At 74.6% G+C, this 20418-nt stretch carries 17 protein-coding genes and 2 tRNA genes; 8 read left to right on the forward strand and 11 right to left on the reverse strand.

What is annotated here, in order from left to right; translation table 11 throughout:
• Positions 1 to 176: 176 nt before the first annotated feature.
• The 4 genes from ACFC1R_RS07595 (at position 177) to ACFC1R_RS07610 (ending at position 2399) form a co-directional block, all read left to right on the forward strand.
• Complete coding sequence (locus ACFC1R_RS07595) at positions 177 to 1082, forward strand: hypothetical protein (protein ID WP_375934278.1); 906 nt, start codon at positions 177 to 179, stop codon at positions 1080 to 1082.
• A gap of 61 nt (positions 1083 to 1143) precedes the next feature.
• Positions 1144 to 1953 (forward strand): fasciclin domain-containing protein, encoded by an 810-nt coding sequence (locus ACFC1R_RS07600; RefSeq protein ID WP_375934281.1) that lies wholly within the window; start codon positions 1144 to 1146, stop codon positions 1951 to 1953.
• Positions 1883 to 2071 (forward strand): hypothetical protein, encoded by a 189-nt coding sequence (locus ACFC1R_RS07605; protein ID WP_375934284.1) that lies wholly within the window; start codon positions 1883 to 1885, stop codon positions 2069 to 2071. The genes ACFC1R_RS07600 and ACFC1R_RS07605 overlap by 71 nt, the downstream gene beginning before the upstream one ends.
• Positions 2072 to 2189: 118 nt before the next feature.
• A complete protein-coding gene (locus tag ACFC1R_RS07610; protein WP_375934287.1) occupies positions 2190 to 2399 on the forward strand; it encodes a hypothetical protein in 210 nt (69 codons plus the stop codon).
• A 105-nt stretch (positions 2400 to 2504) separates the two neighbouring features.
• On the opposite strand, the gene ACFC1R_RS07615 is transcribed toward ACFC1R_RS07610, so the two are convergent.
• Positions 2505 to 5813 (reverse strand): S41 family peptidase, encoded by a 3309-nt coding sequence (locus ACFC1R_RS07615; protein WP_375934290.1) that lies wholly within the window; start codon positions 5811 to 5813, stop codon positions 2505 to 2507.
• 218 nt (positions 5814 to 6031) lie between these two features.
• Here ACFC1R_RS07615 and ACFC1R_RS07620 point away from each other — a divergent pair, with 218 nt between their 5' ends.
• A complete protein-coding gene (locus tag ACFC1R_RS07620) occupies positions 6032 to 6199 on the forward strand; it encodes a hypothetical protein (protein WP_375934293.1) in 168 nt (55 codons plus the stop codon).
• Positions 6200 to 6252: 53 nt separating this feature from the next.
• Here the strand turns inward: ACFC1R_RS07620 and ACFC1R_RS07625 are convergent.
• Together ACFC1R_RS07625 and ACFC1R_RS07630 are read right to left on the reverse strand one after the other, a co-directional pair.
• A tRNA-Lys gene (locus ACFC1R_RS07625) sits at positions 6253 to 6326 on the reverse strand.
• 98 nt (positions 6327 to 6424) lie between these two features.
• A complete protein-coding gene (locus ACFC1R_RS07630; RefSeq protein WP_375934296.1) occupies positions 6425 to 7345 on the reverse strand; it encodes an NADP-dependent oxidoreductase in 921 nt (306 codons plus the stop codon).
• A gap of 139 nt (positions 7346 to 7484) precedes the next feature.
• Between ACFC1R_RS07630 and ACFC1R_RS07635 the strand changes: the two genes are divergently transcribed.
• The gene (locus ACFC1R_RS07635) at positions 7485 to 9065 is read left to right on the forward strand and encodes a Na+/H+ antiporter (protein ID WP_375934299.1); all 1581 of its coding nucleotides are present in this window, start codon (positions 7485 to 7487) and stop codon (positions 9063 to 9065) included.
• Positions 9066 to 9318: 253 nt separating this feature from the next.
• Positions 9319 to 10980 carry a glucose-6-phosphate isomerase gene (gene pgi, locus ACFC1R_RS07640; protein WP_375934302.1) on the forward strand — a complete coding sequence of 554 codons (1662 nt, stop codon included), beginning with the start codon at positions 9319 to 9321 and terminating at the stop codon, positions 10978 to 10980.
• Between the two features lie 110 nt (positions 10981 to 11090).
• Here pgi and ACFC1R_RS07645 read toward each other — a convergent pair.
• The 7 genes from ACFC1R_RS07645 to ACFC1R_RS07675 all read right to left on the reverse strand — a co-directional run bounded on the left by ACFC1R_RS07645 (position 11091) and on the right by ACFC1R_RS07675 (position 17446).
• A tRNA-Lys gene (locus ACFC1R_RS07645) sits at positions 11091 to 11164 on the reverse strand.
• A 97-nt stretch (positions 11165 to 11261) separates the two neighbouring features.
• Entirely contained in the window at positions 11262 to 11924 is a 663-nt protein-coding gene (locus ACFC1R_RS07650) for a bifunctional DNA primase/polymerase (protein ID WP_375934305.1), read from the reverse strand.
• A gap of 370 nt (positions 11925 to 12294) precedes the next feature.
• Positions 12295 to 12714, reverse strand: a complete 420-nt coding sequence (locus ACFC1R_RS07655) for a hypothetical protein (RefSeq protein ID WP_375934308.1) — start codon at positions 12712 to 12714, stop codon at positions 12295 to 12297.
• 283 nt (positions 12715 to 12997) lie between these two features.
• On the reverse strand, positions 12998 to 14401 hold the full coding sequence (locus ACFC1R_RS07660; RefSeq protein WP_375934409.1) for an AAA domain-containing protein: 1404 nt from the start codon (positions 14399 to 14401) through the stop codon (positions 12998 to 13000).
• An 8-nt stretch (positions 14402 to 14409) separates the two neighbouring features.
• A complete protein-coding gene (locus ACFC1R_RS07665) occupies positions 14410 to 16077 on the reverse strand; it encodes a hypothetical protein (protein WP_375934310.1) in 1668 nt (555 codons plus the stop codon).
• Positions 16074 to 16208, reverse strand: coding sequence for a hypothetical protein (locus ACFC1R_RS07670; protein WP_375934313.1), 135 nt, complete (start codon positions 16206 to 16208; stop codon positions 16074 to 16076). Before ACFC1R_RS07670 ends, ACFC1R_RS07665 begins: the two co-directional genes overlap by 4 nt.
• Positions 16205 to 17446 (reverse strand): hypothetical protein, encoded by a 1242-nt coding sequence (locus ACFC1R_RS07675; RefSeq protein WP_375934316.1) that lies wholly within the window; start codon positions 17444 to 17446, stop codon positions 16205 to 16207. Before ACFC1R_RS07675 ends, ACFC1R_RS07670 begins: the two co-directional genes overlap by 4 nt.
• 239 nt (positions 17447 to 17685) lie before the next feature.
• Between ACFC1R_RS07675 and ACFC1R_RS07680 the strand changes: the two genes are divergently transcribed.
• Positions 17686 to 18330, forward strand: coding sequence for a histidine phosphatase family protein (locus tag ACFC1R_RS07680; protein ID WP_375934319.1), 645 nt, complete (start codon positions 17686 to 17688; stop codon positions 18328 to 18330).
• A 175-nt stretch (positions 18331 to 18505) separates the two neighbouring features.
• Here ACFC1R_RS07680 and ACFC1R_RS07685 read toward each other — a convergent pair whose 3' ends face one another.
• Positions 18506 to 20155, reverse strand: a complete 1650-nt coding sequence (locus tag ACFC1R_RS07685; RefSeq protein ID WP_375934322.1) for a tetratricopeptide repeat protein — start codon at positions 20153 to 20155, stop codon at positions 18506 to 18508.
• Between the last annotated feature and the right edge of the window lie 263 nt (positions 20156 to 20418).

Consider the following 20418-nt stretch of genomic DNA (forward strand, 5'->3'; position numbering starts at 1 on the left):
GGCCCCAGGGACGCGTGTCCCCGGGGCCGGGGGCGGCCGTCCGCCGTGTGCGTCCTGGGCTCCGGGCGCCCGGCGTGGTGACCATCTCATGATCCGTTCGTTTCCCACCGGGGCGGACTCCGGTCCGCCGGCACAGCACGAGCCCCCGGGACGGACCGGGAGAGTGGGGTGGCCCGGTGGCCGGTCGGACACGGTTCGAGGAGCAGCGGACGGACGGTGCGCCGCCGTCGCCCCGCCGCCCCCGGCAGCGCATGCCCGCCGGGCGGGCGGCCCGCACGACGCCGGCCGAGCACGAGGCCGCGCTGGTCGGCGGCTACACGGAGCTGACCAGGCTGGCGTACCTCGTCCTGGCCGGCACCGGGAACCGGCACCGCCGGGTGCTCGCCGCCCACGGGATCGTCCAGCGCTCCCTCCCGCACCGGCCGCTGACCGCCGTGGTCGCGGCAGCGGCGGCGCCCGCCGCCGACCCGGCCGAGCGCACCTACCAGACCATCCGGCTCCGGGTCCTGCGCCGCTCCCTGGCCACCGCCCGGCACCGCCTTCCGCTCCCGCTGCCGCTGGTCTGGGGCCTGCGACTGTTCCCCGCCGCCGGCAGCCCCGAGGACGTCGCTCTCCACCAGGCGCTCGCCCGGCTGCCCCCGGCGGCGCGGGCGGGCTGTCTGCTGCGCCTGCTGGACGGACTGACGGACGCCCAGGCCGCCGAGTGGCTCGGACGGCTCGGCGTCCGAGAGCCGATCGCCGTCGTACGCGCCGGTGACCTGCTGCTCACCGCCTACCCGGACGCCGCCGAACGGCTCACCGGGTCACCGGAGTTCGACCCCTGCGCGGTCCGCGCCCAGCCCACCGACCTGCTGCGCCGCCGCACCCGGACGCACGTCGCCGCCGCGGGTGCGGCCACCGCGCTGCTCGCCCTCACCGGCCTCGTCGCCACCGGAACCGTCACCCTCGCCCCGACCCGCAACGGCGGTCCCGTGGCCGTGCCGGGACCCGGCTCGGGGACCGTACGCGCCATGGCGGTCCTGGACACGGGGGCTCGGATCGTGCCGCTCGTCCCCGAGATCCAGCCCGCCTCGGCCCGCTGACCGACCCGGCGGGGTGACCCGGCGGGGTGACCGAACACCCCTTCGTCACGAGAGAACCGACATGCCCGGTATCCGCACCGCCAAGCTCGCCGCGCTGCTGGCGAGCGGCGTCCTCGCGTTCACCCTGGGTGCCTGCGGCGGCACCGTCCCGGCCGGCCGCGTCGAGCCGGCCGGTCGCGGCACCGGTGCACCGCCGACGGTCGAGCCGGCGGCCCGGACGGCGGTGTCCGCCCCGGAGCAGCCCTTCGGGCCAGCCTGCCCCGACGCAGCCGAGAGGGGCGCCGCGGCCTCGGAACCGGTGGTCACCGCCGCCTCCCGGATCCCGCGGCTCTCCATCCTGGTCGCCGCCATCGGGACCGCCGGACTGACGAACACCCTCGACTCGGCCCAGGCCGTCACGCTCTTCGCACCGACCGACGACGCCTTCGCCAAGCTGTCCGGACCCGAGCTGCACGCGCTGCTCGCGGACCGGGACAGGCTGGCCGAGGTCGTGACCTACCACGTCGTCCCCCGCAGGGTCGCCCCGACCGCGCTCGCGGGCGCCCACCCGACGCTTCAGGGCGGTGATCTGGTGGTGACCGGTGCGGTCGACGACTTCGCGGTGAACGGCGGTGCCCGGGTGGTCTGCGGTGACATCGGGACCGCCAACGCCACCGTCTACCTCGTCGACACCCTTCTGGTGCCCCCGGCGCGCTGGCCACCCGCGCCCGCGCGCCTCCCGAGCCCTCCGACATGCGCTGCCGCGTCCCCGGTGCCACAGTGGTCGCAGCCCATCGTCCATCGCATCCCGAGGAGGAGACATGGGCCTCAAGGACAAGTTCAACGACAAGGCTCAGGAGGCGAAGGAGCAGGCGAAGAGCGCCCTCGGTGACAAGCCCGAGCAGGCGTCGGACGCGCTGTCCGACCGGTCCGCGAAGGCGAAGCAGAGCGCCGAGGACGCCATCGAGCAGGGCGAACGCGACCGGGACGACACCGACAAGCCGTGGTGACCCTGCTCTGCCGCAACGGCCGGGGCGGTCCCGTTCCGGGGCCGCCCCGGTGGCATGCGCGGCGGCGTAGTGTGACAGTGAGGGAAGCCCATCGTCCGATCGGACGCTAGGAGGAGACATGGGCATCTTGGACAAGCTCCGTGGCATGGCCCACCACCAGCACGAGGACCCGGCGCAGCGCGCCGCCATCGCCCACGACGAGGCCTCCGACGCCTTCAACGACAAGGCCGAGAAGGCCCGCGACCAGGCCCGGCAGGCGGCCGAACTCGAAGAGCAGGACGCCAGACGGGCGTCGGACATGACCGCCGAGGGCGATCCCTGGGACTGATCGGCCCGCGGGGCTGATCAACAGGCGCGCAGCGGGGCGCACCCGACCGGACAGGGCGCGTGCCGCTGCGCTGGGTCCGGTGCGTCCGGCACACGGCGAGCCCGCTCAGCCCGGCGAGCGCGGCGGCAGGGGCGGCCTGCGCAGGTCGGGCCGCTGGACGTCGGGCGGCGGCGGTACGGAGGCGGGGGCGTCCTCCAGCAGGTCCATCGCCAGGCGGACGGCGGTGACCAGCTCGGTGTGGTTGCCCCTGGCCCAGTCGTGCGGGGAGCGCAGCACCTGGACGTCCGGGTCGACCCCGTGGTTCTCCACCGAGAAGCCGATCCCGCCGGTGAACCAGGACGCGTTCTTCGGCACCGAGATCGCCGTCCCGTCGCCGAGCACGTGCCTGCCGGTCATCCCGACCACCCCGCCCCAGGTGCGGGTGCCGACCACCGGGCCGATGCCGAGCAGTTTGATCGCGGTGATGATGACGTCGCCGTCCGAGCTGGTGGCGTGGTCCGCGAGCGCGACCACCGGTCCGCGCACCGCGTCCCTGGGCCAGCGGACCGGCTCCCTGCCCCGGCTGAAGTCCCAGGCCATGACCCGGCGGCGGAGCTTCTCCAGGACGAGTTCGGAGACGTTCCCGCCCGCGTTCCCCCGGACGTCCAACACCACGGCGGGGCGGTCGAGTTCGCGCCGCAGGTCGCGGTTGAACTGGGCCCAGCCGGAGCCGCCGAGGTCCGGGATGTGCAGGTAGCCGCACTTGCCGTCGCTGAACTCCCGCACCAGGTAGCGGCGTTTGATCACCCAGTCCTGGTAGCGGATCGGCCGCTCGTCGGACAGCGGGGTCGCCGCGATCCGCCGCACCCGCTTCTGCGGGCCGCAGCGGAAGGTGAGTTCGACGGTGCTGCCGCCGGTGCCGGCCAGCAGCGGGCCCACGCCGCGCAGCGGGTCGGGCGGTCGCCCGTCGACGGCCAGGAGCTCGTCGCCGTCGCGCAGGCCGAACCCGGCGAGCGGGGCGCGCGCTCTGGGGTCGGAGGACTCGCCGGGCAGGATGCGGTCCACCAGCCACCGCCCGTCCGGCGCGCGGTGGACGTTGGCGCCGAGCAGGCCGAGCGGCTGCTGGACGGGCGCGGGTCCTTCGCCGCGCCGCGCCGGGGTGACGTACGCGTGCGAGGTGCCCAGTTCGCCGACGAGTTCGCGCAGCAGGTCGGCGAAGTCGTCCGGGCTGGCGATGCGTTCCAGCAACGGCTCGTACTGCGCGACCAGTTCGGGCCAGTCCAGGCCGCACATCCCGGCGTCCCAGAACTGGTCGCGGACGATCCTGGCCGCCTCGTGGTACGCCTGGCGCCACTCCGGGCCGGGGTGCACGGTGTGCGTGATCCTGCGCAGGTCGACGTTGAGCGGTGGGCTCGGCGACCCGATCTGGTGCAGCGTCAGCGCCCCTCCCGAGTACACCGAGACGGCGCGGCCGTCGCCGGAGACCGAGAATCCGTCCAGCCGGTCCACCACGGTGCTGCGGGTGCCGTGGGCCAGGTCGAAGTACTCCAGCGCCGGGCGGCCCGAGAGGTCGGCCGGATTGGTGAAGGTCTGCCCGAGCGCCCCGGAGATCGGCCAGCGCAGCCAGACCACGCCGCCGCGCACAGCCGCCGTGGCCGAGTACTTGGAGGCGATCACCGGGAACGGCACCAGCCGGGTGGCCAGCCCCGACGGGTCCACCCGTACCGTGCCGTCGCCCTGCGCCTGGTCCGGGTCGAGCCCGACCGGGGGCCGCCCCTCGGCGCGTGAGGCGAACGGGGACGGGGTGTCGGCCGCGAGCGGCACCAGGTAGGGGCGGCAGCCGAGCGGGAAGGACATGTCGCCGGTGTGCACGTCGTGCACCGGGTCGAAGCCGCGCCAGGACAGGAAGACCAGGTAGCGGCCGTCCCGGGTGAACGCCGGGTGTTCGTCCTCGAACCGCCCACCGGTCACGTCGATCACGTGCTCCGGCGCGTCCACCCGGGCCAGCTTGATGCTGCGCAGTGAGCGGCCGGCGGCCGGCTGCGACCAGGTGAGCCAGTGCGAGTCCGGCGAGAAGGACGGGCTGCTCACCGGCCCGTACGAGGAGGCGGCCACCTGGCGGACGGCTCCGTCGGCGGTGGCGACCAGCAGCAGCCGCCCCTCGGAGGTGGCCACCGCCAGGGTGTGGCCGTCGGGGGTGGCCGCCAGTTCGACCACCCGGCCGATCCGCCCGGCGGCGATCCGGCGCGGCTTGGCGGTGAGCGGTCCGCCCGGTCCGCCCGGTCCGACGGGGCCGACGGGGCGGTCCGGTCCGTCCGCTCCGACGGGGCCGTCCGGTGTACCGCCGCGCGTGGGCAGTGCGGCCAGCTCGATGGCGTCCGCGCCCACGGCGTCGGTCACCCAGGCGACCTGACCGGTGTGACCGAGCAGCACCGGCAGCCTGGTCCGTACGCCCGGCGTGTCGGCGAGCACCCTGGTGGGGCCGTCCCGGTGGCTCAGCCAGTACTGGCTGCCGCGCACGGTGATCACGCCGGCCCGGCCGGTGGCGTCGCAGACCAGGTCCTTGACCTGGGTGGCGGTCGTGACCTGGTAGGGGCGGCGGCCGGCCCGCGAGCCGCCGAGCGGGACCTGAAGCCTGCGCGGCTCCGGGGCGTCCAGGCTGTCCAGCAGCCAGAGGTCACCCGCGTGCTGGTAGACGATCCGGGTGCCGTCGGTGGCGGCCTCGCGGGCGTAGTAGGTCGCGTGGTCCGTGTGGCGGCGCAGGTCGGTGCCGTCCGGGCGGCAGGAGTAGAGGTTGCCGACGCCCTCGTGGTCCGACAGGAAGGCGATCCGGGGATCGTCGGGCCCGCCGACCGTCATGGGCGAGGAGAGGTGGCCGCGGTGGTCGGGCAGCAGCTGGGTGCGGTCCAGCCAGAGCCGGCCGGTGGCGCCGCCCCGGTAGCGCTTCCAGGCGGCGGGCTCGTGCGGGGCGGCGGCGGTCAGCAGCACCGTGTGCCCGCCGCCCACCTGGGCGTCGTTGACCGGGCCCCAGGGCATCCGGTGGCCCGGTGAGCCGTCCGGCGGCAGCGCGTGCGCCCAGGTGTAGTGGCCGAACGGCTCGTGGTACGAGGTCACCGCGAGGATCTCGCCGTCCGGCAGCCAGCCGCGCACCCGGGTGTCCTGACTGCCCCAGTACGTCAGTCGGACCGCCTCGCCACCGGTGGTCGGGGCGGTCCAGACCTCGGGGGTGAGGGTCTGCCAGCTGGTCCAGGCGATGGTGCCGCCGTCGGGGGAGAGCCGGGGGTGGCTGACCCTGGTCCGGTCGCAGCTGATCCGCCACGCCCGGCCGACCGTGCCGTCGGGAAGGAGCGGGGCGGCCCAGACGTCGTCCTCGGCGGTGCAGGTGAGCAGCCCGCCGCGCAGATGGGGGTACCTCAGATAGCCGGGCGCGGTCACCACTCCATGCTTCGGTGGGCCGCGGCGGCTCGCAACCCGGGCTGCTCCCAGCGCCCGGTCGGGCGGAAAGGGTGCCAGAAGGCCGCGGCGCCCCGGCCATTGACGCGTGCTGCGCGGTTTCGCTCCAGTGGTCTAGTTCACGTGGGAGGCTGTGCGCTCCCCGCCGACCCCGCCGGCGCACGGACACCCCCACGTGTCGAGGCAGGAGCATCCCCCACGTGCGAACTCCCCGAACCACCCGCCCACCGGCCGGCCGGAGCCCGGTCGCGGCCGGCACCTCCCGGGCCCTCGCCGCAGCCGGTGCCGTCGCCGTCGGCCTTGGCCCGGCGCGCTCCGCCACGGCGGGCGGGTGCCCGGCCGCCGGCGGCTTCGAGAGCGGCGGCTGAGCCGCAAACGACCGAAGGCCCCTCGCTGTTGCGAGGGGCCTTCGGTCTGTCGGTGCGCCGCCAGGGACTCGAACCCCGGACCCGCTGATTAAGAGTCAGCTGCTCTAACCAACTGAGCTAGCGGCGCCTGCTGACGAAGAGAACATTACCTGGTCAGCGGCCGAAATCTCCAATCGGCCCGGCGCGGGCCGGCACGGCCCGCCCGGTCGGGCCCGGACGCGGGCGTCAGTCGGCCGACCAGGGGGTGATCACCGCCTTGCCCCGGACGTGCCCGTCCTCGACCAGGCGGTGGGCCTCGGCGGCGCGGGCCAGCGGGAAGGTCCCGGCGATGTCGAGGCGCAGCGCGCCGGCCTCCCAGAGCCCGACCAGGACGGCCAGCCGTTCGGCCGTCCGTGCGCCGCGCAGCCCGCGCAGGCCCAGCCGGGCGGCGGCCTCGTAGTCCACGATGGTGCCGATCCGGTCCCGGTCGGCCACCAGCTCGACGGAGGCGTCCAGCGCGCCCCGCCCGGCCGCGTCCAGCGCTGCGTCCACCCCGCCGGGGGCGAGCCCGCGGACCCGGTCGACCAGTCCGGGCCCGTACGCCACCGGGATCGCGCCCAGCTCGCGCAGGTAGTCGTGGTTGCGCTCGCTCGCCGTGCCGATCACCGTGGCGCCCCAGGCGCGGGCCAGCTGGACGGCCACCGTGCCGACCCCGCCGGAGGCGCCGTGGACCAGGACCGTATCGCCCCGGCCGACCCCGAGCCCGGTCAGCGCGACATGGGCGGTCTGGCCGGAGGCGGAGAGTGAACCGGCGACCGCCCAGGGCATCGGGTCCGGCTTGGCCACCAGCTGGGCGGCGTCCACCACGACGTACTGGGCGTGGCCGCCGAGCAGACGGAAGCCGAGGACGGCGTCCCCCTCCCGCCAGCCGGAGCAGCCCTCGCCGAGCCGCTCCACCACCCCGGCGAACTCGTTGCCCGGCACGGCGGGCAGCGTGATCGCGGTGCCCGGCGGGGTCCAGCCGCCGCGGATGGCGGTGTCCGCGGGCTGGATGCCGGAGGCCAGCACCCGGATCAGCACCTGGCCGGGGCCGGGCTCGGGCACGGGCAGCTCGGCGACCCGCAGCACCTCGGGTCCGCCGGTCTCCTCGAAGATCGATGCCAGCATCTGTGTCGTCCCCGTCCTCGTCTCTCGGCTGCCGACCAGTCTGTAAGTTGAAGCGGACTTGAGGTCAAGCGCGAGCCCCGGGCCGGACGAACCGGTCGGACGACCGGAAACGACGGTTTGTCACATTTATGCTGAGTCGGTGACTCAACTGTCGCTGCTGTTCGTGGTCCTGCTCGCCTCGGTCGTCACCATTCCGCTGGCACGGCGGACCGGCGTGCCGCAGCCCGTGCTGATGACGGTGGTCGGGCTCGTGATGGCCCTGGTGCCGCAGATCCCCAACGTGAAGGTCGAGCCGGAGCTGATCCTGCCGCTGGTGCTGCCACCGCTGATCTTTGCGGTGGCCAGACGCTCCTCGGTGCGCTACTTCAAGGCCAACATCCGCTCGATCCTGCTGCTCGCCGTCGCCCTGGTGATCGTCACCACCACGGCGGTCGCGGGCGTCTTCCACTGGCTGGTGCCCGCCCTTCCGGTGGCGGCCGCGGTCGCGCTCGGCGCTCTGGTCTCCCCGCCCGACCCGGTCGCGGCGGTCGCCGTCGCGGGCAGCATCGGCCTGCCCCGCCGGCTGGTGGCGGTGCTGGAGAGCGAGGGCCTGTTCAACGACGTCACCGCGATCGTGATCTACTCGCTGGCCATCGAGGCGGTGGTCAGCGGCGACTTCTCGCCCACCCACGCGGCGCTGCGCTTCGTCCTCTCCGCCGTGGTCGCCGTGATCGTCGGCATTGCGCTCGGCTGGCTCAACAGCAGGCTGGCCGGGATGCTGGCCGACCCCACCCAGCAGGTCGCGCTCAACCTGCTGGTCCCGTTCGCCGCGTACGTCCTGGCCGAGGAGGCGCACGGTTCCGGTGTGCTGGCCGTGGTGGTCTGCGCGCTCTACCTCGCCGACCGGGCCGCCGACGCCGACGAGGTCGCGTACCGGCTGGTCGGCAACGCCTTCTGGGAGATCGTCGAGATCCTGATCACCGGGGTCGCCTTCGGCCTGATCGGGCTCGAACTGGCCACCGTGCTCGCCGACGTCAGGGGCAGCTGGCGCGGCATGCTCGGCGACACCGCCTGGGTGATCGTCACCGTGCTCCTGGTCCGGCTGATCTGGCTGCTGCCGGCCGCCTGGCTCTCCAGGCGGGTCAGCCACGGCGAGGAGGACACGCCGATCAGCTGGCGGGAGACCGTGGTCCTCTGGTGGTCGGGGATGCGCGGGGTGGCCACCGTCGCGCTGGCACTCGGTATCCCGCTGCTGCTGAACGACGGCCGGGACTTCCCCGGGCGCAGCGAGATCGTCTTCGTCGCCTTCGGCGTGGTCCTGTTCACCCTGCTGGTCCAGGGCCTCACCCTGCCGGGGCTGGTCCGGCTGCTCAGCCTGGACGCCGACCACGACCGGCACGAGCAGGCGGTCAGGGAGATGTGGTGGCGGGCGGCGAAGGCCGGTCTGCACCGGCTGGCCGAACTGGAGGAGGAGCGCCGGCTGCCGCCCGAGATCACCGAGCGGCTGCGGGAGCGCCAGCACGACCGGCTGGCCAGGCTCTGTCCGGAGAAGTACGAGCAGGAGGAGGCCGCCGAGTCGCAGCTGCGGATGAGTCAGTGGCGGGCCGCCGCCGAGGTCGAGCAGGAGATGATCGCCGCCTCCCGGCGCGAGGTGCTGGCGGCCCGTGGCGAGGTCGGCGCCGATCCGGAGATCGCCGACCGGGTGATGCGGGGGCTGGACCTGCGTTCCCGGCGCACCTGAGAGTGCACCTGAGAGCGCACCTCGGAGCGCGGCCGAGGGCGTGGGTGACGGCGAAGGTGACGCCGTGTGGGACGGCGTGGCCGAGGCGCAGGTGACGCTGCGCCAGGCGAGTGGGCCGGACGCGTAGGCTTTGCCGGGGCAGGCCGTCAACGGAGTCGGCGCACACAGCACCCCGTACCGCCAGACCCTCGCGCAACCCTCCCCGCTGGGCCCTGCCGGTATCTGAGAAACCGGATGAGTCAAGGAGCAACCAATGACGGAGAACCCTGTCGGCGGCCGTACCCCGCTGGACCGGCTGCCGCAGTGGGCGGCGCTGGCCAAGCACCGGGAGGAGATCGGACAGCAGCACCTGCGCGAGCTGTTCGCGGCGGACCCGGAACGCGGCACGCGCTACGCGCTCCAGGTCGGTGACCTTCGGGTGGACTACGCCAAGCACCTGATCAACGACGAGACCCTGCGCCTGCTGCGGGAGTTGGCCGAGGCCACCGGTGTCGCCGAACTGCGGGACGCCATGTTCCGCGGCGAGAAGATCAACATCACCGAGCACCGGGCCGTCCTGCACACCGCCCTGCGCGCCCCGCGCGGCGCGGTCGTCGAGGTGGACGGCGAGAACGTCGTCCCGGGCGTGCACGCCGTACTGGACAAGATGGCCGCCTTCGCCGACCGGATCCGCTCCGGCGCCTGGACCGGCCACACCGGCAAGCGCATCAGGAACATCGTCAACATCGGCATCGGCGGCTCCGACCTGGGCCCGGCGATGGCCTACGAGGTCCTGCGCTCCTACGCCCAGCGCGACCTGACGGTCCGCTTCGTCTCCAACGTGGACGGCGCCGACCTGCACGAGGCGGTGCGCGACCTGGACGCCGCCGAGACCCTGTTCATCGTGGCCTCCAAGACCTTCACCACGATCGAGACCATCACCAACGCGACCTCGGCCCGGAACTGGCTGCAGACCGAGCTGCGCAGCGGGCTCGACGCGGTCGCCAAGCACTTCGTGGCCCTCTCCACCAACGCCCAGGGCGTCGCCGACTTCGGCATCGACGTGGAGAACATGTTCGAGTTCTGGGACTGGGTCGGCGGCCGCTACTCGTACGACTCCGCGATCGGCCTCTCGCTGATGATCGCGATCGGCCCGGACAACTTCCGCCAGATGCTGGACGGCTTCCACCTGGTCGACGAGCACTTCCGCACCGCGCCGCCCGAGCAGAACGTCCCGCTGCTGCTCGGGCTGCTGGGGGTCTGGTACGGGGCGTTCTTCGACGCCCAGTCGCACGCCGTGCTGCCGTACTCGCACTACCTCTCCAAGTTCACCGCCTACCTCCAGCAGCTGGACATGGAGTCCAACGGCAAGTCGGTGGACCGCCAGGGCAACCCGGTGGCCTGGCAGACCGGCCCGGTGGTCTGGGGCACCCCCGGCACCAACGGCCAGCACGCCTACTACCAGCTGCTGCACCAGGGGACGAAGGTCATCCCGGCCGACTTCATCGGCTTCGCCAAGCCGGTCGCCGACCTGCTGCCCGGCCTGGTGGCCCAGCACGACCTGCTGATGGCCAACTTCTTCGCCCAGACCCAGGCGCTCGCCTTCGGCAAGACCCCGGAGGAGGTTGCGGCGGAGGGCGTCCCGGCCGAGCTGGTCCCCCACAAGACCTTCAAGGGCAACCACCCGACCAGCACCATCCTGGCCGCCGAGCTCACCCCGTCGGTGCTCGGCCAGCTGGTCGCGCTCTACGAGCACAAGGTCTTCGTCCAGGGTGCGATCTGGAACATCGACTCCTTCGACCAGTGGGGGGTCGAGCTCGGCAAGGTCCTCGCCAAGCGGATCGAGCCGGTGCTGCTGACCGGTGAGGGCACGGAGCAGCTGGACAGCTCCACCGCCGCCCTGGTCGCGGGCTACCGTTCGCTGCGCGGGCGCTGACGGACCGTTCCGGGTGGGCCGCCCGCAGCGGGCGGCCCACCACGGGCACCCGTGCGACGGGAGAACGCCGAAGGCCCCCTCGCTGCTGCGAGGGGGCCTTCGGCTGTCTGTGCGCCGCCAGGGACTCGAACCCCGGACCCGCTGATTAAGAGTCAGCTGCTCTAACCAACTGAGCTAGCGGCGCCTGCTGACAGAGAAAACTCTAGCAGTGCCCTCGGGTGGAACCAAAATCGAATACGGTCCCGGGCCGGGTCGCGGCCGCCGCCCGGCACCGACCCGGCTCAGGCGGAGGGCAGCGGCTCCAGCGGACTCCCGGCGTCCGCACCGGCGGAGGACCACGGCTCACGCCCGGTGCACGGGCCGTGCGACCGGGACGGTGCCGAGGGCTGCGCGTGCGCCGACGGGCGCGGTGCCGTGGCGGCGACCGCCGCCGGGCCCCTGGAGGCGCGGACGCAGGCCCAGAGCACCGTGGGAGCGCCGGGCAGCCAGGGCTCCCGGGTGTCCGGCGCCACGATCCAGCGGCCGGCCCCCTGGCCGGGGGAGTCGGGCGCGTCGACCATCCGCTGCACCGGCGGGACCGTCACCGCGTCGCCCGTGCCGTGGCAGAGCAGCGGCGGCACCTCGCGGGCCCACTCCTCCCAGGCCAGCAGCGTCCGCAGCCGGGCCGCCGCGCCCGGCTGGACGAAGAGCAGGGTGCGGCCCCGGTACAGGGCGACCGGCCCACAGCCCGGGCCGGACGCCCACAGCTCGTCCAGGACCTTGCGGCCGAACAGCGACGGCATGCTGATCACGTCGAAGACCCGCCCGCAGGGCAGCACCGACGGCGCCCACGGCCGGGACTCCCACAACGCACGCATGCTGCTCGGATACTCGCTCGCCGAGGCCAGCCACGCCTCACCGGCGACCGTGACGTACTCAACCGATTGATAGGTCCAGATGTCCACGTGCAGCAGCGTGGCGCCCGGCCCGTGCCGCACGGAAGAAAAGCCGCATTCACCGGACAGCTCCGAGAGCGGGGGCGTACCCTTCCCAGCCGCATATGCCACTGGCGACCCGCTCAGCTGCCCGGCGGGCGTCCTCCCGGGGGTGCGCGAAGCCGCGCACACCGCCGTCCACCAGGGGCGGGGTCCAGGGGCGCCGTCGCCCCGCGCGCCATCCGGCGGCGGGCGCACCGGCGCGCGGCGCGGTCATGCGCGGGTGCGGACCTCGGTGAGGCGCGCCCATCCGGGGCGGACCTCGGGGAGGTGTGCGATCGCCCCTCACGGAGCCCCGGGGCCCTTCGGCGGCTCCCCGTCTCCCCCGCCCCCGCAGGGGTCAGTGCTCGCCGACGGCCTGCTGCCGCAGCAGCGTGCGCCCGTACTCGACCATCCGGGCCGCATAGTCCGGCGTCCAGTCGGCCCGGTCGGCGATCTCGACGGGGGAGAGTGCGTCGAAACGGCGGGTGTCGGCGAGCTGCGCCGCCGCTATCGCCTGGAAGTCGGTGGCGCGTTCGGCGGCGGCCCGGAACGCCAGGGCCAACTCGGTCGACCGGCGGAGCAGTTCGGACGGGTCGTCGATCGCCTCCAGGTCGAAGAAGCGCTCCGGTTCGGGCTCGTCTGCCTGCGGCTCGAAGAGCAGCTGGGCCGGGCGCAGCCGGCGGACGGGGGTGCCCGGACCCGGTGCGGCCGGTTCGGCGGGGCCGCTCGGGATGTGCTGGCCGCTCTGGCCGGAGACCGGCGAGTGGCGATCGGGCATGGGGGGACACCTCCGGGGTGACGGGTCGGTTGCTGCCTCGGGGCACGGGCGGCCGGTATGGGCCACCGGTATCGGCCGCCGTCCATTGTCACTCGACGGCAGCCCGTAGCGGAACGGTGTGAGAGCAGAGCGCTATTCCCGGCCCACGCGCCGGGGTGGCTTGTCCGGGGCGCCCGGTCGGACGGTTCACCACGGTGTGCGTTCGGCCCGCCACGCTGCGCCGCAGCGGCCCGGCCCGGCCCGCCACCGCACGGCACGCTCCCGCCGTGCGGCCGGGTCCGGCTCACAGTCGGACCCGGTGCTCCTCCAGGTGTTGCAGCACCCGGTGGTTGGCCTCCCAGCCGTCCGGGAACTTGACGGTGACGCCGAGTTGGACCGGCTCGGTCGCGGGGTGCTCGTCCAGGACCTCGGCGATGCCCGCGCGGGCGACCACGATGCAGGCGTGCCGGTGTCGGGAGGCGAGCACGCACAGCCGGCCGGTCTCCAGGTGGAAGGCGGTCGCGTCGGGGCGGCCGGAGAGCGGGTGGAGCACGACGGTGACGTCGTACTCCCGGCCCTGCAGCCGGTTCGCGGTGTCCACCGTCACGGCGGGCCCGGTGGTCGGGTCCACCGGCACGCCGAGCCCGGCCAGCGCCGTGCGGACGGCTGCGGCCTGGTCCCGGTGCGCGGTGCCGACCGCGATCCGGCCCGGGGCGAGCGGAACCGCGCCCTGCTCGGAGTGGGCGGTGAGACCGCGCTCCAGCAGTCGCCCGACCGTCGAGGCCACGGCGGCGACGGCCTGCGGGTCCGTCCGTACGGTGTGCCGGGCGGGCAGCTCCAGCAGTGCCCAGCCGTGCTCGGCGGCCTCGTCGATCGCCCTGTCGAACGCAGAGCCGTCCGATGCCGTCGATGCCGTCAGCCGTCGCTCGCCGGGCCCGGTGCCCGAGCGGAACGGCGCGTACGGGTAGAACGCGGAGGAGATCAGCGGCGCCGCCGAGGCGGGCAGCCGCCAGGAGACCGGCAGCCGGTGCGGCTCGATCTCCGGGTTGTGCGCGAGCAGCGTGACCACCGCGCTGCCGGACGGGTCGTACGAGAGCCCCGCCCACTGGTCCGTGCCGACCACCGTGAACGGGTCCAGCTGGCCTGGGTCACCGACGAACAGCGCCCGCTCGAACAGCCGGGCCACCGCGAGCAGGGCGTCCGAACGCATCTGGTACGCCTCGTCCACGATCGCGTGCCGCCACGGCGCCTCCGTCTTCACCCACTGCCACTTGGCGGCCGTGGAGATCACCACGTCGTGCTCCAGCAGGGCGCTCACCTTGTCGGACGGGGTGACGTTGGCGTGCCGCAGTGCCTCGGGCGAGGGGCGGGAGTCGCTCGCGTGCAGGCGGCCGATGCTCAGCTCGGGGCCCTTCTCGGCCAACCTGTCGACCAGGTCGTCCACCTGACTGTTGGTCTGCGCGACGATCATCAGCCGTTCACCCGCGCCGACCAGCTCCCTGGCGGCCTTCACCACCAGCGTCGACTTTCCGGCGCCGGGTGGCGAGTCCACCACCACGCCGCGCGGCGCACCGGGGGCCGGGCGGACGGTGGCCGCCAGGATCCTGGCCACGGCGGCGTCCGCGGCGGCGCCGGGGGAGGCGGGCGGTGCGGTGGGGACGGTTGCGGTTGCGGGGGCCGGGTCGAAGGCGCTCGGGTCGAAGGTCATGGTGCTGGTCATTCCCACTCTTCGGCAGCGGTGAGCGAATGGTCGGCGGCGCCCGGCGGGCCACCGTGTGTCCACGGGGTGTCGTCCGGTTCGGGCAGCGGGGCCGACTGGCGGGGCGTCAGCTCGAAGAGGGTGAAGACGATCCGGTCGCCGGGCTCCGGCAGACTGCCCGGCTCGGGCTCCTTCTTCCGGCCCATTCCGGACAGCACCCGGACCGTGACGGTGCCACCGGCCGGATCGGATTCGACGATCACGGCCTTCTGCGCGGACGGGCCGCCGGACGCCGGCCCGGCGGACCCCCCTGCCCGGTGCACCTCGCGGCCCGGGTCGGCGTGCGGCCGGTCGGCGGTGCGGACGGTGACCAGCGGGCGGGGCTTGGGCGAGCGGCCGGAGGTGTCGTAGTCCGGCGTCACCTCGACCACCGTCCCGGCGAACGCCTCGCCCGCCAGCCGGTGCTCGGCCATCGCGAGCGGATCGTCCAGCGCCTCCTGGACGTCCAGCCTGGCCTGCTCGCGCTCGCGCTGGGCCAGCTTGCGGGCGGCGGTCACCGCGTCGTCCTGCTTCGGCTGCGGCGGCTCCCCGGCGGCGAGCCGGTCCCGGTGGCCGGTGTAGGACCAGCGGTCGGACTCCCAGCGCTCGCCGAGATGGGCGGCCGGCGGCAGCGCGTGCAGCAGGTCGAGGCCGCGCCAGACGTCCTCCCAGGTGGGCAGCAGCGCCTGCGACAGGACCGCGTGCAGCTGTTGCGACGCCTCGTCGACCCGGAGTCGGGCCTGCTCGGCCCGTTCGGCCCGTTCGGCCTGCTCGACCCGTTCGTCGTGGTCGAGGTGGTCGGCGTGGACCGGTCGTTCCTGCAGTGCGGCCAGCGCGGCGAGGGCGGTGTCGTGGCGGGTGATGGCCGGGGCGAGCAGCAGCTCGTCGAAGCGCGGATCGGTGACCGGACCGGCCGGCGGGTGGGTGAGCCGGCCGTGCGCGTCGCGCTCGGTCTCCGCCAGCAGGGCGGTCTGGGCGCCGGTCAGGCCGGGGTGCGGGAAGTGCCAGGCCAGCTGGGCGGCGAGGTGCTGGTCCTCCAGGTGGCTCTGCCCGGTCGCCCAGTGCCGGGCCAGCAGCGCCGTCATCGGCAGCAGCAGGCTGGACCCGGGCACCTGGGCCCGCTCGGTCAGATGCGTCAGCCAGCGTCCCAGCAGGGGAACCCGGGTCGGTGCCGGGTACGGGCCGGGGTCGGCGTCCTCGGCGGTGCGGCGGAACCGGGTGGACCGGCCGAGCAGCGCCAGGTGCCGGACGGCCGAACCGTTCGGGACGATCAACTGGGGGGCGTCCGTGCAGAGTTCACGGAGGACCTGGGTCTTCTCGCCGGTCGCCGGGTCCGTCGTGGAACCCTCGATCTGCTCGACCTCGCCGCCGAAGGACTCCAGGTAGGGGAGCAGGTCGGCGGCGAACCGGGCCAGGAAGTCGAAGCGCTGGGTGCGGTTCAGCGGCTGCGGCACGATGTGCAGGCGCGGCGCCGACCGGTCGGTGCCGAGCAGCACGGCGAGCGGTGCGCCCGACTCGCCGGCGGCGGCGAGCGGGACGACCACCATGGGCCGCTCCGAGAGGTGCCGGTGCCGCACCGTCGCGAGCGGCTCGGCCCGCCCGCTGCGGACGGCCTCCAACCTGGCCAGGGTGCTCAACAGGCTCATCGGACGAACTCCCCGGCGGCTTTGGCCCGGTGCCCGGCCGGGTGCCCGGCCGGGCGGGTGGACGGGCGGCCGGCGGACGGGAGCGCGGACGAGGGCGCGTGCGGGGCCGGGTGTGCGTGCGGCGGGGTCATCCGGTACTCCTGCCCAGGGCCTCGGCACGCAGCGCGGCAGCGTGCGCCAGCCGGGCGGCGGCCTCGGTCTCCTCGGCGCCGTCGGCGTCACGGGCGGGGCCGGCGTCACCGACGCCACGGGTGGGGTCGGGGTCGCCGGTGACGTGCCGCGTCGCTGCGGCCAGCGCCTCGGTGACGGTACGCAGGCTGCCGAGCTCGCCCCGCACACCGCGACCGAGCTGCTCGACCGAGTCGGCGCAGCGCGCCTGCGCGCGGCAGTGGAAGCCGAGATCGCAACTGGAGAGGCAGTCCGGGCTGTAGGCGGCGGGCAGCGCCTCGACCGCGGTGGCCAGCTCCTCGGCGGGGCGGGTGGGGCTGCCCGCCTCGTCCGGCACCAGGTCGAAGGTGATGCCGGGCGGCAGCGCGGCCAGCAGCTCTTCGACCCGGGTCAGCCGGCCGAGCTGACGGCGGGTCGTGGCCACCTCGCGCCGGACGTCCACGGCGACGGCCGTCGGCCGGTTGCCGAAGTCCTTCGGGCAGACCAGCAGCACGCTCGACTCCGGGCTGCCGGGCAGTCGCTGCTCCGCGTACGGCGAGTCGTCGGCCGGCCGGCCCGCGGCCGCGGCCGCCGCCTCCTGGAGCGCCAGCACGTACACCGCCGCCTGCCTGGCCGCGGCCCCGACCTTCGCCGGGTCGGCGGCGCCGTCCAGCACGGGGAACGACTTGATCTCCACGACGGTGCACCGGCCGCCGTGGACCACCACGGCGTCCGGCTCGAGGTAGGTCGGGCTGCCCGCCACGGTGAGGCGCAGCATCGGGTGGTCGAGCAGTGTCCAGACCCCCGGCGCGGACGCGGCCTCGGCCAGTACCTCCCGGGTGCGCTCGGCCCGCACGGCCGGGGCGGACCGGGTCAGCAGGTCGGGCACCGCGAGCGCGGTCGGCTCGGGCAGCAGTCCGAGGTGGCGGCGCAGCGGCTCCAGCAGCGCGGCGTAACCGTTCTCCTTGAGCCGGGCCTCGAAGACATGGCCGCGCGCTATCGCGAACGGCGACTGGCCGAAGGGGGCGGGGTGGCCGAGGTGACCGGCGACGGCCGCCTTGTCCACCCCGGCGGCGTCCAGTACGGCGCGGCGGCGGCAGCCCGGGTTGGCGGCGAGGGCGGCGAGGGCGCGGGCGTCGAGGCTGCGCTGCGGCGCCCGGCCGCGCAGCTCGGAGAGCCGCTGTGCTGGCGACTCCGCGTGCCCGATGGTCGAGACGTTCATGGTGCGGCCCAGTGTCGCATCCGGGTCCGACAATTCGGCGCGGCCGGCCGTCCTGGCCGGATCTCCAGGGTGCACCGCGCCCTCGGCGCGGGGTGGTACGGGGTGGCACGGCGCGGGTCGCGGGCCGGTGCCGGGAGGGCACGGGGCGGTGGGGGATCATGGTCCCCGGCGACTCGATGGTGAGCCCGGCCCGCACCCCACCCTGGCTACCCGCCACCCCAGCTGCGAGGAGTACCCCCATGCCCGCTCGAATCGTGCTCGTCCGGCACGGCGAGACCAAGTGGTCGGCCACCGGTCAGCACACCGGCCGTACCGACATCCCGCTCACCGAGGAGGGCCGCGCGATGGCGCGCGCGCTCGGGGTCCGCCTGGCGGAGGAGCCGTGGAACGGCCTGCCGGACGCCATCGTCTACACCAGTCCGCTCTCCAGGGCCAGGGCGACCTGCGAACTGGCCGGGTTCGGCGACCGGGCGGTCGACCGCCCGGAACTGATGGAGTGGGACTACGGGCAGTACGAGGGCCGCACCGGCGCCGACATCCGGGCCACCGACCACCCCGGCTGGCTGATCTGGCGGGACGGCGTACCCGGCGGCGAGAAGCTCTCGGACGTGGCCGCCCGGGTCGACGGCTTCCTCGCCGGGCTCAACGACGAGCACGGCACCCCGCACCCCGACACCACCACCATGCACTGCGCCGACCGTGACGTGGTGCTCTTCGCCCACGGCCACCTGCTGCGCATCCTGACGGCCCGCTGGCTGGGCCTGCCGCCCGAGTACGCCCAGCGCTTCAAGCTGGGGACGGCAGCGCTCTCGGTGCTGTCCTGGGAGTACGGGCTGCCCGCCGTGGAGGTCTGGAACGACCTGAGCCACCTCCAGGGCCACTGATCCCGGGGCGTCGTCCGCCGGCGGCCGCGCGGCCGTCCCGGATGCGGCGCTCCCACCGGTCACCGGTGGTGGGAGCGCCGCATCCGGGACGTGCGACAGCCCGCTGCGGAGGCGGCCCGGCGGTCCTGCGGTTCCGCGGCCCCGGGAGCGGCCCCGGTCAACCGGGTGCCCGGGCTCAGGCCGCGACCGCGTTCCGGTACGCCGTCAGGAACTCGGCGACCTCGGCCACCGATTGGTGCGGCCGCAGGTGTTCGGCGGTGTCGGCGAGCATGCTCCGGATCCGCGCGGAGCGGACCTCGCGGAGCAGTGCCACGGCGGCCGAGCCGTGGTTCGCCGCCCCGGCCAGATCCCCCCGGCCGAGCCGGTCGTGGGCCAGCTCGGCGGTGTACAGCACACGGTTCCGGACGAAGTGCGGATCCTGAAGCGCTATGGCCCGCCCGGCCCGCTCGCTCGCCCGGTCCCACTCGCCCAGGGCGGACCAGCACTGTGCCTCCAGGCCGGCGATCTCGGCCTCGCCGAAGAACGACATCCACTCCGGGTCGGCCTCCGACTCGCCCCGGTCGAACAGCGTGTAGGCGCGCGCCAGCGACCTCTCGCAGGCCGCCCGGTCCTTGAGCAGGGCCCAGCCGCCGGCCTCGCGCATGGCGAGCAGCGAGAGCAGCCGGTCCGAGTCCAGCCTGCGGGCCGCGGCCTGGCCCGCCTGCGCGGCGCGCAGCGCCTCGCGCGGCCGCCCGGCGTCCCTGGCGAGGAAGGCGCTGTTGCAGAAGACGTGGGCCTCCAGCGATGCGTCGTCGGCCATCCGGGCGGTGGCGAGCGCCTCGGAGTAGAACGACCTGGCGTCGGCCAGCCGGTTGGAGTCGTGCGCCAGCCAGCCGACCGAGATGGCCAGCTCCCCGGCCCCGGACTGCAGTCGGCGCTCGGTGTCGGCGCTGTACTCACCGTCGTTGAGCAGGACGTACGCATTGCGCAGCGACTGGCCGGCCAACTCGAAGAGGGTGTCCGCGCCGTGTGCGTCGTCCAGTAGCCGGATGTTCCGGACCGCCTGCTCGACCCCGCGCACCTCGGCGGCACCGACCCTGCGCGGCGGCGGCAGTTGGGTCACCTGCCGGGGCAACCCGACCTGTGGGAAGCCGAGTTCAGGACGACCGGCGAGCTCGGGCGCCGCGCCGGTGGGCTGGACACCGGTCGGCCCGGCGGACAACGACCCGCCCCGGTCGAGGGACCCGCCCCGGTCGAGAAGCGACCGGGCGCCGACGGCGGCCACGGCAGCGGAGGCGGGGGGCGCGGGGGCTGCGGCGTGGGCCGGCCGGTCAAGGCCGAGCGCTGCCGCCAGGGCGGTCGAGCCGCCGCTCAGGAACGTACGGCGACGCACGTCGTCGTTCTCCTCGTGGGGATGGTGCGAATCGGTGAGCAGGAGCAGGCCGTTGCCGCCCGGGGCGGGCGGTCGCGGTGCCGCCGTGCCGACGGTCCGGCGGCGGACCGCCGTCCGTGGGGCGAAGCCGAGGTCCTGCAGCGAGCGGTCCGGCCACATGTGCCGGAACACCCGCTCGTACGCGTAGTTGGGGCAGCGGATCTCACCGGACTCGACCCGCCCCACGTAGCGGGCGTCGCAGGACACGTGCTCGCCGATCTCACGGGCAGCCCGCCGGATCGCGGTGGCGAACTCGCCGGGGGAGCGGTCGCCCCGCAGGGCCCGCATCACGGCGTTGGGGACGGCGGCGTTGGGGACGGCGGCGTCGGGAACAGCGGTGCCGGGGAGGGCGACGTGGGGGGTGGCGGCGGCAGTCGGCGTGGACTGCGGCCCGCCGGGTCGCTTGGCTGCCATGGTCTGCGCTCCGGGCTCGGGCTGTGGATGTCGCTGGGGGGTGTCGTTGCGGGGTGCTGGTCTGGATGCTGCCGCCGGCTGTCGCCAGGGCGGTTGAGGGGCGGTGGAGTTGGGCTGTTCGGGGTGTGAACTGCGATTGGTGCGGGTCCGGTTGGTGTCGCGGGTGGCTGTTGTGATGGCATGGGGTCGTGGGTCGGGCGGGGCGCTCCTGACAGTACCCGGAGTCACGTGATGAATACGGTGAGTCGCCGGATGATGTACCC

This window comes from Kitasatospora sp. NPDC056138 (genome assembly GCF_042264695.1).
Taxonomy (GTDB): domain Bacteria; phylum Actinomycetota; class Actinomycetes; order Streptomycetales; family Streptomycetaceae; genus Kitasatospora.